The sequence below is a fragment of the Corynebacterium falsenii genome (genome assembly GCF_020099275.1).
GTDB classification, from domain to species: Bacteria; Actinomycetota; Actinomycetes; order Mycobacteriales; family Mycobacteriaceae; genus Corynebacterium; species Corynebacterium falsenii.
The window spans coordinates 606,588-622,461 of the sequence record NZ_CP083646.1 but is presented as its reverse complement, the minus strand read 5'-3'; the positions used below and the strand labels follow the sequence as shown (position 1 = coordinate 622,461).

Annotated in this window: 8 protein-coding genes; all 8 read right to left on the bottom strand. The window is 65.1% G+C overall.

Annotated features, from left to right (window positions below):
- Positions 1–71 precede the first annotated feature (71 nt).
- The gene (locus tag LA343_RS02835; RefSeq protein WP_039911070.1) at positions 72–1,619 is read right to left on the bottom strand and encodes an acyl-CoA carboxylase subunit beta; all 1,548 of its coding nucleotides are present in this window, start codon (positions 1,617–1,619) and stop codon (positions 72–74) included.
- Between the two features lie 68 nt (positions 1,620–1,687).
- Positions 1,688–6,781, bottom strand: coding sequence for a polyketide synthase Pks13 (gene pks13, locus LA343_RS02830; RefSeq protein ID WP_025401850.1), 5,094 nt, complete (start codon positions 6,779–6,781; stop codon positions 1,688–1,690).
- Positions 6,782–7,053: 272 nt separating this feature from the next.
- Positions 7,054–8,904 carry a FadD32-like long-chain-fatty-acid--AMP ligase gene (locus LA343_RS02825; RefSeq protein WP_025401849.1) on the bottom strand — a complete coding sequence of 617 codons (1,851 nt, stop codon included), beginning with the start codon at positions 8,902–8,904 and terminating at the stop codon, positions 7,054–7,056.
- Positions 8,905–9,094: 190 nt separating this feature from the next.
- Positions 9,095–10,030: a cutinase family protein gene (locus LA343_RS02820; RefSeq protein ID WP_025401848.1), complete on the bottom strand. Its 936-nt coding sequence runs from the start codon at positions 10,028–10,030 to the stop codon at positions 9,095–9,097.
- A 140-nt stretch (positions 10,031–10,170) separates the two neighbouring features.
- Positions 10,171–10,743 (bottom strand): DUF732 domain-containing protein, encoded by a 573-nt coding sequence (locus LA343_RS02815; RefSeq protein WP_025401847.1) that lies wholly within the window; start codon positions 10,741–10,743, stop codon positions 10,171–10,173.
- 6 nt (positions 10,744–10,749) lie between these two features.
- Complete coding sequence (locus LA343_RS02810) at positions 10,750–12,549, bottom strand: alpha/beta hydrolase-fold protein (protein ID WP_025401846.1); 1,800 nt, start codon at positions 12,547–12,549, stop codon at positions 10,750–10,752.
- A gap of 813 nt (positions 12,550–13,362) precedes the next feature.
- Positions 13,363–14,400 carry an alpha/beta hydrolase gene (locus LA343_RS02805; RefSeq protein WP_025401845.1) on the bottom strand — a complete coding sequence of 346 codons (1,038 nt, stop codon included), beginning with the start codon at positions 14,398–14,400 and terminating at the stop codon, positions 13,363–13,365.
- Between the two features lie 446 nt (positions 14,401–14,846).
- Positions 14,847–15,863 (bottom strand): decaprenyl-phosphate phosphoribosyltransferase, encoded by a 1,017-nt coding sequence (locus tag LA343_RS02800; protein ID WP_025401844.1) that lies wholly within the window; start codon positions 15,861–15,863, stop codon positions 14,847–14,849.
- Positions 15,864–15,874: the final 11 nt, after the last annotated feature.

The following is a 15,874-nucleotide window of genomic DNA, read 5'->3' as shown; positions in this document are numbered from 1 at the left end:
GTTACTATTCCGTCGCCACTTTCTCAGCGATTTCACATACTTAACCGGTCGGGATCCCGTCTGGATCCGATCTACATCGGCATGATCGTGTGCTTCTTCGGCGGATCCAGCTGGAACTTGTGCTGCAACTGGCGCAGCGCCTGACGCAGGCGCACGCGCGTCTCTTCGGGAGTAATAACGCTATCCAGGTAGCCACGCTCCGCAGCCACGTACGGGCTGGTCATGTTCGCGTTATAGAAGTCCATGAACATCTGCTTCGCCGCCGGGCGCTGCTCCTCCGGCATCGCTGCCAGAGCCTTGCCCTGCATCATCACCACGGCCGCCTCCGCGCCCATCACGGCGATCTGCGCGGTGGGCCACGACAGGTTGATGTCCGCGCCCAGGTTCTTTGAACCCATCACGGCATAGCCACCGCCGAAGGCCTTGCGCACGACCACGGTGATCTTCGGAACGCTGGCTTCCACCGTGGCGAAGGCCAGTTTTGCGCCGCGGTGGATCAAGCCCACCTTTTCCTGCTCCACGCCGGGCATGTATCCAGGCGTGTCCACGACCCAGACCAAGGGGATGTTGTAGGCGTCGCAAATACGAATGAAACGGGCGGCCTTATCGGCAGCGTCCGCATCCAGGCACCCGGCCAAGACCATGGGCTGGTTGGCGACCACGCCGACGGAATGACCATCGATGCGGGCGAATGCCGTGATGACGTTGGAGCCGTAATCCTCCTGGACCTCGAGCACGTTCTCGTCATCGAAGATGCGCGTGAGCACGTCCATGATGTCGTAGGCGGCGTTCGGGTCGTCCGGGATGATGTCGTTGAGCTCGTAATCGCGGGCGGTCAGCTCGTCGGAAGCACTCCAGAACTCCGGCGTGGGGTCGAACGCGCTGCTGGGTAGGAAGTCCAGCAGATCCTTGACGTAGTTGAAGGCCTCTTCCTCGGAGGGAGCCACGTAGGAGACGTTGCCGTTGCGGGCCTGCTGGCGCGCGCCGCCGAGCTCCTCCATGGAGACCTTCTCGCCGGTGACGGACTCGATCACGGCGGGGCCGGTGACGAACATCTGCGTGCGACCCTCCACGGCCACAACGAAGTCCGTGGTCACGGGCGCATACACGGCACCGCCAGCGGAGGGGCCGAGCAGAATGGAGATCTGCGGGCTCTGTCCGCTCAACGGCAACTGGCGGCGGCCGATTTCGGAGTACATAGCTAGGGACATCACGGCGTCCTGAATGCGGGCGCCACCGGAGTCGTTGATACCAACGATGGGGCAGCCGATGCGGGTGGCCATGTCCATGACCTCCACGACCTTCTTGCCGAACGTCTCGCCCACGGAGCCGCCGTAGACGGTCTTATCGTGCGCGTACACGGCAATGGTGCGGCCGTTGACCTGGCCGTAACCGGTGACCACGCCGTCGCCGTAGGGCGCGTCTTCATCGCCCGGCGCGCGGCCGAGGGCACCGATCTCGACGAAGGTACCTTCGTCCAGCAGCGCGGCGATGCGCTGGCGCGGGGTGGTGAAGCCTGCTTCGTCGCGCTTTGCCTTGGCCTTCTCGGAGCCGGGGTCTTGGGCCTTTTCGAGGCGGGCGTGCAGGTCCGCGAGCTTCTGCGCCGTCGCGCCGTTCACAGCACCGCCCGCAGCATCCTCGGGGTTGGTGCCCTCTGGTTGCGTCGTGTCAGTCACAAGTAATCCCTCTAGCTCTCTCGGTTACCGTCGCCGGCCTTATCGGCCTCGCCAGCCTCGGCCTCGCCGGCCTGCATCTGCCGAATCCGCTCCGTCACAATCCGGCCCACCGTGGAAATATCCGGCTCATCCACGATCGCCAGGTGGTCGCCGCGCAGGTGCACGATCTCCAGATCGTCCACGATCTGCGACCACCCGCCGTCTTCAGCAATCTCAGCATAGGCGGGTTCCAGTTCAATGGCGCCATCGTGCATCCTGGACGCCCTAAACAGCGTCACCGGCGCATCCACATCCGACCACGCAGCGAAGTCCAGCGAGTCCAGGATCCGGTTGTCCACGAAGCTGGCCCGCTGGTGCTCCAGCACGCCCGCCGGCAGTCCCATGCCCTTGGCCTCGGGGGATTCGAGGAACTGCTGGAACAGCGTCAGCATCACGGATTCGCCGTGCTCGTCCAGCAGCTCGTGCGGGATCTCCAGCGGCAGCCCGTAGGTGCGCTGCACAAAGTCGGCGTAGCGGTCCCACCGGGCGTGCATCTCCTCGGCGGTGTCGGGCGCGGGGTTCTTCGGCTGCACGGTATCCAGCAGCACGATCCGTGCGACCTCCGCGCTCGGCTCGCCTGCCTTGGCCCGTTGCGCGAGCTGGTGCGCGGCCTCGTAGGCCAATGCGCCGCCGAAGCTCCATCCGCTGAGGATGACGGGCTGACCCGCGGCGAGTTCCACGATCTCGTCGAGGTACTGCGCCACGCGTTCGCTGAGCTCGCCTTCGAGTCGTTCCACGCCGTAGACGGGCACGTCCTCGGGAAGGCGCCGCATGAGCGGGTTGAACACCACGGACGACCCACCGGCCGGATGGAACACGAACACTGCTGGCGCCGCCTTGGCGGCATCGCTGTCGCCGCGGGCACGCAGCACGCGGATGTTGCCTTCCACTTCGCTTTCGAGGCTGTCGCGCACGAGGTCGCTGAGCGGTTCCATCGTCTCGGCGCTGTGCACGTCCGAGGCGCTGATCGTCGCGCCGGACCGCTCGGACAGTCGCTCGGCGATGGCCTCGGCGTGCTCGTCGGTGATCTGCGGAAGTTTGCTGGTCACGCCCTTGGCGGCCTTGCCGGTCACCTTCGCCCACGTGGCGAACACGAGGCGCTCGGAGGCATCGCGCGGGGCCACTCCGCCGCCAGTGGCGGTGTAATCCGTGGTCGCGTCTGCTTCCTCCTTATTGTCCTTCTCGTCTTTATTATCGACGCCACCAGCTTCCCCGCCCTCGGCGGCAGCACTGGACTCGCCAGTTTCAGCGGCGTCAGTGGCGTCAGCGGCACCAGCGGCGTCGGCGGATTCGTGGCGCTCCGCGATCATGCGCTCGACCATCGCGATGACATCATCCACCGAGGCATCACGCAGCGTCTGCACCTGCAGCGGGGGAAGATCAAAGTCGTACTCCACCCGGTTCTTGATGCGCATGCCCATGAGCGAATCCAGGCCCAGGTCGATGAGCGGCAGTTCGCCGGGCAGATCTTCAATGTCGTAGCCCATGGACTCAGAGACGATTGATCGCAGCCGGTCGGCGGGCTTTTCCCCAGACTCCGGGGACCAGCGGGCCGCACCTTCGTCCACTTCGGGCAGCTTGTTGCCGGCGGTTGTCTTCTCCTCGCCAGCGGCACCAGCGACAGCGGCTCCACCAACACCAGCGCCACCGGCGACACCCTGGGCGGGATCGTCACCGGGGAGGCTGGTGGCGTCGGCGGACGAAGAGCTTGCGGCAGCGGACCCGAGCAGGGAGGATGCGAACGCCTCGGCGAGGAGGGGCAGGGAGGCGGATTCGGCGTCGTGGACGGCGATGGACCAGCCGCCAAGCGTGCGCGAGGCGATGGTCGTGAGCTGGCCCGCGGTCGGCAGCGGAGAGTGCTCCTCGACGGCCACGATGTTTGCGTCACCAGCCACCTCGGCGGCGACGGACTCCACAAGCGCCGGAACGCTCGGCACCGTATCAGCGGCCACGGAGAACGCGACCGTGCCACCGGGCAGGTTCACGCGCGTGCCCGGCAGATCCACCACGCCGCCGGACGACGGCCGCGCGTTCGTCCAATGCCGCTGCAGGTTCCAGTGCACACCGGGAACATCAGCAATCGGGCCGGGGCCCACGAGGCGTTTCAAGTCAATATCGGCGCCCTGAACGTACAGCTCAGCCAGGGCGCTAAGGATGGTCTCGGCCTCCGGCTCCTTGCGCTTGAGCAGGAACATCAGCTTGGAATCGCTGGCATCATGCGCGAAGGAGTTGTTCATCATCGGCATGAGGGCCACCGGGTTCGGGGAGATCTCCAGGAAGGTACGGAAACCGTCATCGAACTGCTTGCCGGTGGCATCGGAGAACCAGACGGGCTGGCGGGTGCAGCGCAGGAAGTACTCGGCATCGTGGACCGTCTCGCCCACGCCGTAGACGCGGCCGCGATCCACCGAGGAGTACAGCGGGATCTGCAGCGGCTGCGGATCGATATCGCAGATTTCGTAGTGCAGCTCGCCGAGGATCGGGTCCAGGGTGGAGGTGTGGCCCGCGCCCTTGACCGGGAGCATGCGGGCGAACTTGCCCTGCTCCTCGAGGTAGTCCACGAGCTTCTGCACGAGCGTGGCGGGTCCGCCCACCGTGGTCATGCCGGGGGCCGCGTAGACGGCGGCCTCTACCTTCGCGAACTCGGGGTGCTCGGCGGTGAAGGTTGCTAGATCGTCGACGCCGAACTCCACCACGGCCATCGCGCCTTGCTTATCTCCCACGAGCATCTTCTCGCCTTCGCCCATGAGGCGGGAGCGGTGGCAGGCGATGCGCACGGCATCATCGCGGTTCAGGCCACCGGTGGCGTAGGCGGCGGCGATTTCACCCATGGACATGCCCGCCACGGCTGCGGGGCGTGCGCCCAGGTGGAACAGCAGGTCCGTGAGCGCGATCTGCAAGCAGGTGATGCCGACTTGTGCGGTTTCGGTGTCGTAGTTCTGCTCGTCATCGAGCACCATGTCCACGAAGGACCAGCCGGATTCGCGCTGGACGATCTCGTCGATCTCGTCCAGGCGGGCGGCGAAGAACGGGGACTGCTCGTAGAGGGCCTTGCCCATCTTGCGGTGCTGGGAGCCGAAGCCAGAGAACACCCACACCGCGCCGTTGGCGGACGGGGAATCGGCGACCTTGATCATGGAACCGCTGCGACCCTCGGCGAGGCGGTTCAAGCCCTCGAAGGCGCTATCGCGGTCGGCGGCGAGCACCACGCCGCGGGAACGGCCGTGGTTGTGGCCGGCCAGCGCGCGGGCGATGGCGGTGAGGTCGGCGGAGTCTGAGTCTGCGGCGTCGGCGCCGTTCTCCTCCATCCAGTCCTTGAGGTCCGCCGCGGCCTGGCGGCGGCGGGAGGGCAGCAGGCCACTGACGGGCAGCAGCGCGGGGCAGTCCAAGCCGACGGGCTCGGTTCCGGGCTCGGCAGGCTGGCCATCAGCAGCACCAGCCGCGCGCGCCAAGTCCTGCGGCTCCGGGGAGACCACCACAACGTGCGCGTTCGTGCCGCCGAAGCCGAAGCCGGAGACACCTGCGATGGCGCGCCCGGAATACTCCGGCCACTCGCGCGGATCCTCCACGACCTCCAGGTGTTCCTTGTCGAAGTCGATGTACGGGTTCGGCCCGGAGTAGTTCAGCGAGGGCGGCAGCAAGTCTTGCTGCATCGCCATCGTCACCTTCATCACGCCCGCCACACCCGCGGCCGCCTCGGTGTGGCCGAAGTTCGTCTTCGCGGAGCCGAGCAGCAGCGGACGGTCGGCTGGGCGGTTGTGCCCCAGCACGGCACCCAGGGCGGTGGCCTCAATGGGATCACCCAGGATGGTGCCGGTGCCGTGGGCTTCCACGTAATCCACGGTGGTAGGGTCGATGCCCGCGTCGTTGTATGCGGCGCGCAGCACGTCCACCTGCGCGTCCGGGTTCGGGGCGGTCAGGCCGTTGGAGCGGCCGTCGGAGTTCACCGCGCTGCCCTTGATCACGGCCATGACGGTATCGCCGTCCCGGCGCGCGTCAGCCAAGCGCTTCAGCACGATCACGCCAGCACCATCGGAGCGGACGATGCCGTCGGCGTCGTCGCTAAAAGCGTGGATAGCGCCGGTCGGGCTGAGCACGCCGAGTTCCGAGAACGCCACGGAGGCAAACGGGCTGGCCAGCAGGTTCACGCCGCCGGCGATGGCCACGGTGGAGTCACCGTCGCGCAGGGAGCGCACGGCCTGGTGGATCGCCACCAGCGAGGACGAGCACGCCGTGTCCACGGCCACCGACGGGCCGCGGAAGTCGTAGGCGTAGGAGATACGGTTGGCGATCACGGCCGTGGAGTTGCCGGTGAGCGCGTACGGATGCGCCTCGGCCGGGTCGGCGGAGATGAGCATCGCGTAGTCGTTGTTGGTGCTGCCCATGAACACGCCCACGGGCAGTCCACGCAGCTGGTTGGCGGGGATGTGCGCATGCTCCAGAGCCTCCCACGTGAGCTGCAGCAGGATGCGCTGCTGGGGATCCATGTTGGCGGCTTCGAGCGGAGAAAGGCCGAAGAATTCCGCGTCGAAGCTGGCGATGTCCTCGATGTAGCCGCCGGTGAGCTGTGCGTCCTTCATCCGCTCGGAGAGGTTGTCCTCCCCCGCGTATTCGGCCCAGCGGCCCGCGGGTGGTTCGCCCACGCCGCTGCGGTAGTTGGCGAACATGTCCCACATGGCCTTGGCGTTTGGTGCGCCGGGGTAGCTTCCGGCCATGCCGACGATGGCGATGTCGCGTTCCTCGGGCGTGAGTGCTCGGCCGGATCCGCTGGTCACGGCTGCTTGGAGGCTGCCGAGGTTCGCGCCATCCCCGCGCCCGTTGATGAGGTAGTCCGCGAGCGCGCTAATGGTGTTGAATTCGTAGGCGATGGTGGCGTCGAGTACCTGGCCGGTGAGGCGTTCCAGGTCTCCGGATAGCACCACGACGTCGCGCGAGGACAGCCCGAAGGCTTCCAGCGAGCGGTCGTCGGCGATATCCGCGGTAGACAGTCCGGTCGTGTCCGCCACCCAGTTGCGCAGCCAGTCGCGCATTTCCGTGATCGTGGTGGGGCGTGACGTGCTGTCCATGTGCGTGTCTCCCATACGTTTGTGCCGCATTCCTTCCTGCGTGTTGCGTGCAACAATCAATAAAACGGCCACTACTGCTGCGATCCAAGTGGCCGTGTTGTCGTTATTATTCTATCGGTTGATGTGCGGCGCTTGTTTCTCACTCTCCCCTTTTTATACTCGACGCCACCGCCCAGTTGAACAAGGCTGGCCGGGGTGTTCGTGCGTGTGGCCAGCCTGTTCTGGGTAGCAGAGCAGAAGAGCGCGGCCGAGTACGGCCGAGTGAGGCGGGGCTAGAGCTCGCCGTCGAGGTAGGCCTTCGCTGCCACGCGGCGGGCGATCTTGTTGGCCGTGGAGCGGGGCAGCTGGCCAGGGGCCACGATGCGCACGTCCTGGGGCTGCACGCCGTGCTTCTGGCTAACGGCCGCGCGGATGTCCTCGATAGCTTGATCGTCGCCGCTGGGGTCGGAGTCGGGGTCGCGCTCGGCGACGATGACGAGCCCTTCCACGTCTTCACCCTGCACCGCGAAGGCGGCGATGACGGCACCGGCGGTGTGCTCGGTGGATTCGTCGGCGGTGGCCTCGATGTCCTGCGGGTAGTGGTTGCGACCCGCCACGATGATGAGGTCCTTGAGGCGGCCGGTGATGTACACGTGGTCGTCGAGGATCACGGCGAGATCGCCGGTGCGCATCCAGTTGTCCTCGTCCGCACCCTCGGCGCGGGAGTTATCCAGGCGGTTGGCTGCGGGCAGGTGGTTGCGGAAGGTCGCTTCCGTCTCGTCCTCGCGGTTGAGGTAACCGGCGGCCATGTTGTCGCCGTGGGACCAGATCTCGCCGACGGTGCCGTCTTCGACTTCCTTGCCGGTCTCCGGGTCCACGATGACGAGGTGCTGCGCGGGGCAGACCTCACCGAGGGACATCAGCGGCAGGGCCTCCGGGTCGTGCGGCTCGAGCACGGTGGCGGTGCCCTCGTTAAGGTCGGTGCGCTTGAACCAGGTGGTCAGCGGGCGATCCGGGGTCTGCGGCGTGGACACGATGAGGGTCGCCTCGGCCAGGCCGTAGGACGGGCGGATGCACTCGCGCTTGAGGCCATAGGGGCCAAACATTTCCTCGAACTTGCTCACGGAGTTGAAGTGCACGGGCTCCGAGCCGCAGATCAGGCCGTCCACGGTGGACAGGTCCAGATCCTCCAGGCCCTTGGTAGTGGCCGGATCGGCGTAGCGCACGGACAGCTCGAGGGCGAAGTTCGGCACGACGGTGTAGACGTTCTCGTCGTCGTCCTTCTTGCTGAGCTGCTTGAGCCAGCGGGCGGGGTCCTGGATGAAGTCGCGGGGGCTCATGAGGTCGAATGGCAGGCCCAGGATGATCACGAAAGTACACAGGATCACGCCCATGTCGTGGTGCAGCGGCAGCCACGTGGACAGGCGCATGGGGGTCTGCAGGTTGATGGCCTTGAAGATCTGCAGCACGTTGGTGACGATCGAGCGGTGGGTCAGCACCACGCCTGCGGGCGTGCGGGTGGAGCCGGAGGTGTACTGCAGGAACGCCTCCGCCGAGGAGCTGGGCGCCAAGGAGGGGTCGGCCATGATGGCCGCCATGGGGTTGACCCACTCATCGGCCAGGGCGTCCGGTAGGGCGTCGACGGTAAGAATGCGTGGACGCTCAGCGGTCGGCGTGCCAGAGAAGTGCTGACGCACGGCGGTGGCCGAGCGCTTATTCGTGAGAACCACGGTGGGCTCGGAGGAACCGAGGACGGCGTTGAGGTGGCCGGTGTGGCCGGGCTCGTTCGGGTCGTAGAGGGGAACCGGGACCATGCCGGCGTACATCGCGCCGATGAAGGAGTACATGTACTCCGGCGAGTTGTTGGCCAGGATGGCCACGCGGTCGCCACGCTCGGCGATCTGCTGCAGGCGGACGCACACGGCCTTGATGCGGGTATTGACCTGGGCGCGGGTGATCTCGTGGACGGTGCCCTCGCGGGATTCGGAGAAGTCCCAGTAGCGGATGAGGGTGCTATCGGTGGTTCCCTCCATCTGGGCCATGGTGAACAGCATCTCGCACATGCCGGGCAGCGTGAGCTGGTCGGGGATGGCGATCTGGCCCTTCTCGTTGAAGAACTGGCCCATTGCCGTGGTGATGTCCATGTAATCTCCTTGTCGTCACACCCTGCGCGGCGGTCGGCTCGCTGTGGTCCTGCAGCGCTTCAGCGGCGCATCAGTAATGTTTCATACCCAATTATTTTAACTAGTGAACCATATCAGAGGGACAGCGACACCCGATTGCCCGAATCGCCCCGGCCGCGGGGTCGGCGGGGTCGCTGCCTAGCTGCCCCGCCTAGTTGCCGTTCTGCTGGATGAGATCGCGGGCCCAGTTCACGATCCACTGCGGCACGGTCTGTCCGGGCACCACGGTGCCGTTGGTGGCGTACTGGGCGTGCACGGCGTTGGCCGCCACGAGGTCCTGGGCGCGCTGGATGGCGTTGCCGAGGTTCGGTGGGGCGTCGCAGACGAGATCCTGCACGGCGCAGAAGTTGTTCACTCGATCATTGAGCACGCCGAAGCCATCCGGGCGAGGGCCGCGCATCGTGGCGCCGGGCACGATCGGTTGCACCAGACCGCTCACCGGGTTGAGCGCGATCTCCGCACCCACGCCCTTAACGTTCTTGTCGCCGATGAGGTTGCCCTTGTCGAGCTGCTGGCGGCCGTCCGCGATGAGCGCCACGCCCGCAACGTTCTCGGCCGGAATGGGGCCGCGGCCGTTGCCGATGTCAGAGGCGATGTCGCCGGTGATGACCGCACCCTGGCTGAAGCCGATGAGGGCGAACTTCGTGGCCGGGCACGCGTTGTGCGTAGCCGTGAGCTTCTGCTGCATCTTGGTGAAGCCCTCTTGGCGGGAGTCGTCGTAGGACATCTCCTGCGGCGCGTTGAAGTTTCGGAACTGCGCAGTGTACGGCAGCGTCCACACCTTCACCTGCTCGGGGGAAAACTCCTGCTGCAGCGGCTGGGTGATGGCCAGCATCAGGGAGTTCGGGTTCGCGTGCGGGTTCACCGGGTCGTCATTGGCCGCGGACTCCCACGTGCCCGGTGCAGCGATGACCTCAAACGGTGCGCAGCCGGGAGGGTTCTTCGCCTCGGACGGCTGGGCGGACTGACCTTGCGGCGGGTTCGCCGGGCCCGGACCCTTGTTGTTCTGGTTCATCCAGTTGCCCACGCCCACGGCAATGACGACGAACAGGATGACCACACCGAGAATGGTGAGAACTTTCTTCATGGACCTATCTTTCACAAGAACCTAACTTCCATCAGGGTGTATGCCCCCGAAGTATCGGTATAAATAGAAGAATTCTCCAACACTTTAGCCCTCCCGCGTGGGAGGAAGCTGTGAAGTGCTGGAGAATCGAATGGTGGGACTTACTGGCAGTACGCCTCCGTGGCGGCGTCCTGCATGATCTTCTCAGCCTCCTGCGGCTCGCCCTGGTACACACCCATGGTGGTCAGCTGGCCCGCCGCGACGGGGAGGAAGATGTCCGGCTTGTTGTCCTTTTTCGCCTCGCAGTGGGCACGGCCAGCGGCGATGACCTGGTCCTCGAGACCACCGGTCTTGTCTGAGCCTTCGGCCTTTGTGACGTCGACGCCCTTATCCTTTAGCAGCGACAGGTACTTCTCGTCCTCTGGGGTTCGGCTGGCCTGGGTGGGCACTTGGTCGACCTGGTTGACGTTGCCGTCCTGCGCGGAGCCACCGTTGGCCTGGTTATCCCCGGCGTTGCCCTGAGCGTCATTGGGGTTTGCGGACGTAGGGGCGTCGGATGGCTTGGCCGTGGAGGTGGTGACCGAGGGAACAGTGGAGCTGTTATCGGAGTTATCGACGGTCGCGTCCGAGCCGCAGGCGGCGAGCAGGAGCGCGCAGGCGCCTGCGGTGACACCGAGTGCGGAGCGGCGGATGGTGCGGGAAAGTGACTGGTGAGATGACTTGAGAGGGGTCATAAATTACTAGCGGCTTTCCTGAATCTGGCCGTTGACCAGCTTGATGTTGCCGTGCTGGAAGTCGATCTCCTCGCCGCCGGCAGGGATGGCACGCTGGTCGGAGGTCGGCCAGCCCAGACCGGACTCGGGGCCGCCGTCAGCGAAGTACTTCTGAGCGATGGGCCCCTGCACAGCGACCACGCCACCATCGGGGCGGCGCAGGATGGCACCGTTCTGGAACTTCATCACGGAGCCGCCAGCGACCTCCTTCTCGGGCTCGGTCGGGTAGCCCAGTGCACCCTTCTCGTAGCCGAGATCCCTGTACTTGGCGAACATGTCCGACTTGATCTCCACAGCGCCGGTCTCATGCGACCAGTAGATCGCGCCGTTCTGGAAGTGCACGATGCGTCCGGCGTTGTTCGGGCCGATCGCGGATTCCTGATCGGTGGGGTAGCCCAGGAAGGAGGACGGCCCGCCGATTCCGGCGTAGCGGGCGCCAATGCGGCCCCACATGAACTGCGCACCCGTGGCGGGCGTCCAGTATGCGCGACCGCTGCGGAAGTCCTGCACGCGGCCACCGTTGGGGGCATCGTACTCGGGGGAGACACACGGTCCGACCTCGTTCTGGATGGACGGCCACTTGTCGCCGATGGCGCCGCTGGGCACGCAGGTTGCGGTGGTGTCTTCAGCGCCGAGGTTCAGGCTCTTGGCGATGTGCGGCCATGCCTGGGTCATCTCGAACTGCCAGTAGGGCCAGGAGTGCGTACCGGCGGGGCGGAACGCGGTGATCACGTTCACGCCAGCGCGGTTGGCGTAGTTGACGAAGGTCTGCGTGGTCAGTCGAGACATGACCTCCAGACCGAAGCCAGCCATGTTGTCCGGGATGCCGGGGATGGGGCCGTTGTGGTCGTACTGGCCGGTGTTGCCGTTACCTGCGGAAACGTACACACCCATGTTCTTGAGCTTATCGACGCCCAACTTCGGATCGTGGTCGATCCAGTCCTGGGAGTAGTAGGGGCCCCACATCTTCTTTGCGTCGTAGCCGCCGCCGTCGTGGGTGGCGTAATCGATGCCCATGGGCATGCCGTAGGAGGTGGTGTCCAGGTAGCCGGAGAAGGAACCGACGAACTTAAACATCTGCGGGAAGCGCTCAGCCAGGTTCATCGCGGCGGTGCCGCCCATGGACAGGCCAACGATGGCGCGGTCGTTGTTGGTGCGCCAGCCCTCGGAGAGCACCGGGGGCAGCTCCTTGGTCAGGAAGGTCTCCCACATGTAGTGCTTGCCGTTGTCGGGCTGCTGCCAGTCGGTGAAGAAGGAGGACTCGCCGCCGACCGGGAGGATGACGTTGACGTTCTTGTCTGCGTAGAAGTCAGCGATGTTGGTGGCCAAGGTCCAGCCGGACTCGTCATCGCGGGCGCGCAGACCGTCAAGAGCCCAGACGCTCGGGAAGGTGCGGTTGGGGTCCTTGTACCAGTCGCGGGCCAGCAAGATCTGCACCTTGATCGGCTTGCCGGGCATGGCCTTGGAGTTGATGTAGACGTTGGCCCAGCGGTTGGTGATCCACTCGACCTTCTCCACGCTCACGCCGGCGGGCAGGCCGGGGAGGTTCTGCTCCTCTACGCGCTCAACCGTGCGGTTGGGCTGCTGGTTGGGGCGCAGGAAGTTGGTGTCGGAACCGGGGCCGAGCTGGGGAGCTGCGGTCTGAGCGCTGGCGGCCGGGGTAACAACCGACGGCATGGTCAGGCCAAATGCCAGGGGCAGTGCCAGGGAGGCGGCACCGATGCGTCGGTTGAAGCGGCGACGGGAGAGGTTCGCGTTGGAGCGCATAGGTTCTTCGTCTTTCCTTACGTGAGCGTTAGGGCGTGGGCTTTCGAGCTTGAGCTTTAAGGCTTGAGCTTTAAGGCTTGGGCTTTCGAGCTTGTGCATTAGAGCGTGAGCGTTCGGTCGAATGGTCGTGTGCTCACGGATGGGTACCGCTGGGGGCACGAGCTCTTTGATGCTATAGGAGTACATCGTTCGCGTGGGTAGATATGTAACAAAACGAACATAATTACATCTCTGTAATTTTCCGCCCTGCCCATACCTCGCACGGCTCGCACAATTCGATCCGCCCAGACTGCAGAATCCAGCCCAAACGGTCTAGCCCCGTACAGTTCGGTGCAACCGGAGCAGGTTCCCCTCCTGCTCCGAGTGCACACCATCCGTCGTGACAGTGCCATTGAGGTCATTATCGCAAGTTTTTAGGAGTCCGCCTGCGAAACACGCGGAAAACCTAAAGTTTTACTTGAGAGTTAGCTTAACACGCCGCTCCCGGCCTGAACACTCCCCCGCCCCACCTTCAGACAGCCCCTCGGCACCCCTCTTAAACCAGGAGCTTCACATTTGCTGCGAAATCATTGCCCGAAATGTACATTTTCAGGCCCTCAACGTACCCCTTCGGTAGATATTTTCGCAGCACATGTGCTACTGGCGGGTGTTTGCCCCGTCGGGAGAGTGCCAAGGGACGAAAAATTGCGAGGTTTGAGCCGGAGGACTGGCAGGAGGGTCCGGGCAGCAGAAAACGCCACATCCCAGGGCCTGCGGGGAGGCGGGGTGGGGTGTGGCGTCGAGGATAAAGAGAGAAGAGAGAGGAGCTGCGGTTTAGTAGCCGAGGGCTGCCTGGATGTGCGGCTTAGCCTTGACGAGCTCGCTCTTCCACAGGGGCCAGTCGTGGATGCCGGTGATCGGGTAGTCCGTGACCGGGTTGGAGCCGGTGGCACGGGCGGCCAGCTCGAACTTGGCGGTAGAGGTGCGAGCCATCCACTCGAGGCCCACGCCCACGGAGGTGCCCAGCGGGTCAGCAAGGAAGTCGCGGCCCGGCTCCGGCACGCCAGCGGCAGCCGAGATGTACATCGGGATGCCGCTCAGCTGCGGGGTGTTCAGCAGCGGATCGTTGCGGAAGCGGGTCAGATCCAGCGGGTTGCCCCACATGTCCCAGATGCGAGCGCCGGGGCCGGCGGAGTCGAGCATGGCAATCTCGATGCCGGCGTACATGCCGGGCCAGGTCGGGTTGAGGTAACCGGACAGGGAGGTGACCTGCTTGAACTGGTCGCGGTGGTGTGCAGCCAGGTTCATCGCAGCGGTGCCGCCCATGGAGAGGCCGACGATGCCGTTGCGGGTCTTGCTCACGCCGAAGTTCTTCTGCAGGTAGTCCGGCAGCTCGGCGGTCAGGAAGGTCTCCCAGCGCGGCTTGCGGGGACCGTTGGTGCCGTCCCAGGGGCCGATCCAGTCGGTGTAGAACTGAGCCTGGCCGCCGACGGGCATCACGAGGGTGACGTTGTCGTTGACGAACTGCTCGGGAGCACCGCCCCACGGGCCCCAGGCGTTCCAGTCGTCGCGGGCGCGGAGGCCGTCGAGGAGGTAGAGGCCGGCGTCGCCGCCCTGGGCGGCGGGCTTGATCTGCACCTTGATGTTCTGACCCATTGCGGCCGACCAAACATCACAGTCCTGCACGTAGAACTTAACACCCGAAGGGCCCTTATCTGCCCAGGTGCAGCCCGGACGGGGGCGGAAGTTGGGGTTATCCTCCGCGGACGCTCCCGGCGCAGCAACGACGGCCAGGCCCAGCGCGGTGGCCACTGCCAACAGCGCGGCCATCATCTTGGAACCGAAGCCCTTAGTGGTCTTAGTGGTGGTCATACGGTCTCTTCTCTCTCGAACTCTAGCGACCTGCGTGCACGATCCTGACTCAGCATGTGTGCAGCTCATAGGCGCGCGCCGTAGTGAACGCCCGCCGCGGATGCCCGTGCACCGACATCCGCAAGCCACTGCCGCAAAGTAGCCAGCATATACGCGACCGGGAAGCTACTCCCAATCGCAAGGATTACCGCAACGTTATCAAAAAGTTATTGAAACTTCTAAACAGCGTAACAAATTACTGGTTGCAACTTGTTTTGACAACAAAATAACGCCTGCATCGCAGGGGTTAGTCCGTTAGCGCGTGCAAGTTGGCGACCTGCCCGCTGGTGCGTTAGCGAGCTTGCCCGCTGGACCGTCGTGCGCACGCGGCGCTCGACTGTTTGCGACTCTACTAAGACCATCGTCCCGGCGGCGGGAAACGTAACAGCCGCAGCCGCCACCAACCGCTAGAACAGCGGCACGATGTACACGGCCATCGCCACACACGCCAGCCACAGCAGGGCCAGCAGCTGCAGCGTCCGGTCCTCCAGCGCGATCTCATCCGGCGCTCCGCCCTGCCCGCGGTCCACATCCGCGGCGTAGCGCAGAATCGCAATTGTGAACGGCACCATCGAGATCTGATACCACACGGCCGCAGCCCCGGAGTTCTCCTGCTGCGACAGGTCAAAGCCCCACAGCGCGTAGCTCAGCACCACGGCAGTCGCGGACAGCGTCCACACGAACCGCAGGTACGTGGGCGTGTAGCTTTCCAGGGACTTGCGGATCTTCGCACCACTGCGCAGCGAGAGCTTCAGCTCCGCGTAGCGCTTGCCCGCCGCCATGAACAGCGAGCCAAACGCCGCCACCAGCAGGAACCACTGCGACAGATCAATAGAAGCCGCCACACCACCAGCCATCGCGCGCAGCATGAACCCGGAGCTCACCAGCGCAATATCAATGACTGGCTGATGCTTCCAGCCGAAGCAGTACCCCAGCTGCAGCGCGATGTACACGGCCACCACGATGGACAGCCCGTACCCGGAGGTCGCCAGGAACGATCCGCCCACGGCCAGCGCAATGAGCACCACGGCCAGCACGTACGCCAGCTTCACGGGCAGCACGCCGGCTGCGATGGGCCGGTAGCGCTTGGTGGGGTGTGCGCGGTCGGCTTCGACGTCTCGCGCGTCGTTGATCAGGTAGATCGAGCTCGCCGCCAGGCAGAACACCACGAACGCCACGAGCACGTCGAACAGCACCGATGGGTGGAACAGTTTGTCGCCACCGGCGGCCACGGGCGCGGCGAGCACCAGCGCGTTCTTGGTCCACTGCTTGGGCCGCATCGCCTTGACGATTGCTTCCGGCAGGTTCCGCGGCGCGCGCAGTTTCTTGTTGTTAACGTCTTCGGGCGCGGGGCGTTCCAGGCCGGAGGTGTGCGGTTCGTGTCCAATTAGCGGTTCTGTGTGGTCGCTTGGCTGTTCGCTCACCGTGTGCTCCT